The sequence below is a fragment of the Streptomyces sp. 13-12-16 genome (genome assembly GCF_002114215.1).
Lineage (GTDB): Bacteria > Actinomycetota > Actinomycetes > Streptomycetales > Streptomycetaceae > Streptomyces.
On the sequence record NZ_NCTE01001061.1, the window covers coordinates 1 to 3,620 of the forward strand.

Genomic DNA, 3,620 nt, shown 5'->3' on the forward strand with positions numbered 1-3,620 from the left:
CCGGCGTGGTGCTGGCGGCCGGCGCCCTGGCGCAGCAGCCGGCGGCGGCCGCCGCGGCCGGCCGGCTTCTCGACGGGGGTCCGGACCGGGGGCTCCGTCCGGACCGGGAGGCTGTTGGTGGTCATGGTGACTCCAGGTCAGGACGTGCGGGAACGCAGGCGCTTGATCAGGCGCTGCGCCGCGAAGGCGAGGACGAGCAGCATGAACATCGCCCAGGCGACGGTCGCCGAGCGGCCCATCTGGTAGTTCTTCCAGCCCTCCTCGTACAGCAGCAGGCCCAGCGTCTGGTACTGGTTGTCGGCGCCGCCGGTGACGCCGTTGGGGCCCTGGCCGAAGATCAGCGGTTCACCGAACAGCTGGGTGGCGCCGATGGTGGAGAGGACGATGGTGAAGACGATGGTGGAGCGGATGCCGGGGACGGTGACGTGGGTGAACTGCTTCCACCGGGACGCCCCGTCGATGGACGCGGCCTCGTACCGCTCGGCCGGGATGGCCTGCATGGCGGCCAGGTAGAGCAGCGCGTTGTAGCCGGTCCAGCGCCAGATGACGATGGTGGAGATCGCCACCTGGGCGGGCCACTTGTCGGCCTCCCAGTCCACCGGGTCGATGCCGACCGAGCCGAGCGCCCAGTTGATCATGCCGAAGTCGCGCTCGAAGATCATGGTGAAGACCAGCGCGGCGGCGGCGACCGAGGTGGCGTACGGAACCAGCGAGGCGACGCGGAAGAACAGCGAGGCGCGCATCCGGTAGTTGAGCAGGTGCGCCAGGCCGAGCGCCATCATCAGCTGCGGCACCGTGGAGATGACGCCGATGGTGATGGTGTTCTGCAGCGCGTTCCAGAACCGCGAGTCGCTCCAGAGTTCGACGTAGTTGTCGAACGCCACCCACTCCATGACGTCGAGGGTGGCCAGCTCCACGTCGTGCAGGGAGATCCACGAGGTGTAGACGAGGGGGTAGAAGCTGAACGCGGCGAAGACGACGAAGAAGGGGGCGACGAACGCGAACGGCGCGCCCTTGACGTCCAGCCGGTGCAGCAGCGCGCTGCGCCGTCGGGCGGGCTTCCCGCCGCCCGAGGTGCCGGGCGGGGCCGGCGGCTCCTCGCCGGTCAGGGCCTTGGTGGTGGAGGTGGCCACCGGACTTTCCTTCCTGAGAGCGGATGTGTGAGCCGGGGCCCGGGCCCGTCGGCGGGATGCCGAGCGGGCCCGGGCGACCGCGGGAGGCGTCGGTCAGCCGACCGCCTTCTCGATGCGCTCCGTGGTGGTCTTCCACGCCTCGTCACGCTTGGTGCCCTGCTCGACCAGGGCCAGCCCCTGGGAGATGGTGTCCTTGATCGTGCCGTCCTTGCGGCCGAGGACCTGCTTGTCCGGGATCTCCTGCGCGGCGGCACCGAAGATCTGGCCGATCGGCGCGTTGTCGAAGTACTCCGACGTGGCGTTCTTCACGTCGTCGGTCTGGAGCGCCTTCTCGGAGGACGGGATGTTGCCGATCTCCTTGAAGATGTGGGCCTGCTGCTCCGGCGCGGTCAGCCAGGCGACGAGCTTCATGGCCTCCTCCTTCACCGGGCTCTGCTCGATCACCCCGAGGAAGGACCCGCCCCAGTTGGCGCCCTTGGGCGCCCGGGCGACGTCCCACTTGCCCTTGTTGGCCTCACCGGCCTTCTCGCTGATGTGGCTCAGCATCCAGGCCGGGCACACGGCGGTCGCGAACGTGCCGTTGGACAGGCCCGGGTCCCAGCCCGGCTGGAACTGGCGGAGCTTGGCGGTCAGCCCCTCCTCCGCGGTGTCGGAGGCGAGTTCCCAGGCGTCCTTGACGGCCGGGTTCTTGTCGTAGATCAACTCACCCTTCTCGTCGTAGTACTGCTCGGAGTGGCCGTAGACCATGGCGTTGAACAGGCCGCTGGCCGAGTCCGTGAACGCGACCTTGTCGCCCTTGAAGTCCTTCTTGAAGGTGCGGCCGACCTCGACGTACTTCTTCCAGTCGCCCTCCCACAGCTTGCCGACCTCTTCGCGGTCGGTGGGCAGGCCGGCCTGCTCGAAGTAGTCCTTGCGGTAACAGACGGCCATCGGGCCGATGTCGGTGCCCAGGCCCAGCACCTTGCCGTCCGCGGTGCTGATCTGGGACTGCTTCCAGGGCAGGAAGTGGTCGGTGCCCGCCATGCCGGCGAAGTCCGCGAACTTGTCCGCCTGGGTCTCGGTGATCTCCTTGGCCCGGCCGATCTCGATGCCCTGGATGTCCTTCAGGCCCTTGCCGGCGGCGAGCCTGGTCTGCAGCGCGGGGTAGTACGTCTGCTCGTCACCGGCGACCTCGGCCTTGATGTCGACCTCGGGGTTCTCCTTCTCGTACTGCTCGAGGAGGCCGGTCTCCTTGAGGCCCATCACGCCGAACAGGCCCATGGTGATGGTGACCTTGCCGTCCTTCTTGCCACCGCCGGTGACCGAGTCGTCGCTGCCGCCGCAGCCGACGACGAGTGCCAGCGCGCCGACGGCCGCGGCCGACGCCACCGCCTTCCTGCGCAATGAACCGTAAGTGCCCATGGATCTCCTCCTAGCGACGGCGCTGACACACCGGAGTGACAAGTTCTGCGATGACTACAGCGGCTCTGATAGGGATGGGAACGTACCCATTCCGGGGTGGGCACGTTCCCACCGCGCAACGAAGACTCATGGCTGATGGACAGGTCTGTCAATAACTTGAAACCAACTCGTCGTTCCGTACCGGGCTCCGCGTCCGCCCTCCCACCCCCCGGGGGTGCTGGGCCGACGGCGGCGTCTGCAAGAATTGCCGCAGGTCATCTCCGCGGCAGGCACCGCCGCCGCGGCCGCCCAGGGGGGAGCACATGAGCGGCAACCGCCGTCCGACCATCAAAACGGTCGCGGCCCGCGCAGGCGTGGGCCGCACCACGGTCTCCCGCGTCGTCAACGGTTCGGACCTGGTCAGTGCCGACGCCCGTGCGAGGGTGCTGGCCGCGATCAAGGAGCTGAACTACGTTCCCAACTCGGTCGCCCGCGGCCTGGTGACCAACCGCACCAACGCGGTGGCCCTGGTGATCCCGGAGTCGGAGAGCCGGCTCGGTTCGGAACCGTTCTTCGCCGCGCTGATCCGCGGCGTCAGCGGCGCCCTCGCGGAGAGCCGGACCCAGCTTCAGCTCATGCTCGTCCGCGACCAGGCCGAACGGGACCAGCTCACCGAGACGGTGGCGACACACCGCGTGGACGGCGTCCTGCTGGTCTCCGTGCACGCCGACGACCGGCTGCCGGGCATGCTGGAGGAGATGGGCCTGCCGACCGTGCTGGCCGGCCGCCGCGACGCGGGCGAACGGCTGAGCTACGTCGACTCCGACAACGCCGGGGGCGCCACCGCGGCGGTACGGCACCTGCTGCACCGCGGCAGGACCCGGATCGCCACGATCACCGGCCCGCTGGACATGGACGTCGGCCGCAGCCGGCTCGCCGGCTGGCACACCGCGCACCGGGAGGCGGGGGTTCCCACGGACGAACTCCTGGTCGAGGAGGGCGACTTCACGGAGGAGGGCGCCCGCCGGGCCATGTGTTCGCTACTTGAACGCGCCCCGGATCTGGACGCCGTCTTCGCCGCCTCCGACCTCATGGCGGTCGGCGCCC

Annotated in this window: 3 protein-coding genes and 1 pseudogene; 1 reads left to right on the forward strand and 3 read right to left on the reverse strand. The window is 69.3% G+C overall.

Going from position 1 to position 3,620, the window contains the following annotated elements:
- From B7767_RS49180 to B7767_RS35110, 3 genes and pseudogenes are all read right to left on the reverse strand, one after another.
- Window positions 1–125, reverse strand: a pseudogene (locus tag B7767_RS49180) (carbohydrate ABC transporter permease); the annotation flags it as partial.
- A 12-nt stretch (window positions 126–137) separates the two neighbouring features.
- Window positions 138–1,133, reverse strand: a complete 996-nt coding sequence (locus B7767_RS35105) for a carbohydrate ABC transporter permease (protein WP_085575609.1) — start codon at window positions 1,131–1,133, stop codon at window positions 138–140.
- Window positions 1,134–1,226: 93 nt separating this feature from the next.
- The gene (locus tag B7767_RS35110; protein ID WP_085575610.1) at window positions 1,227–2,534 is read right to left on the reverse strand and encodes an ABC transporter substrate-binding protein; all 1,308 of its coding nucleotides are present in this window, start codon (window positions 2,532–2,534) and stop codon (window positions 1,227–1,229) included.
- Between the two features lie 302 nt (window positions 2,535–2,836).
- Here B7767_RS35110 and B7767_RS35115 point away from each other — a divergent pair.
- The coding region (locus B7767_RS35115; RefSeq protein WP_085575611.1) for a LacI family DNA-binding transcriptional regulator at window positions 2,837–3,620 on the forward strand (784 nt) is incomplete at its 3' end.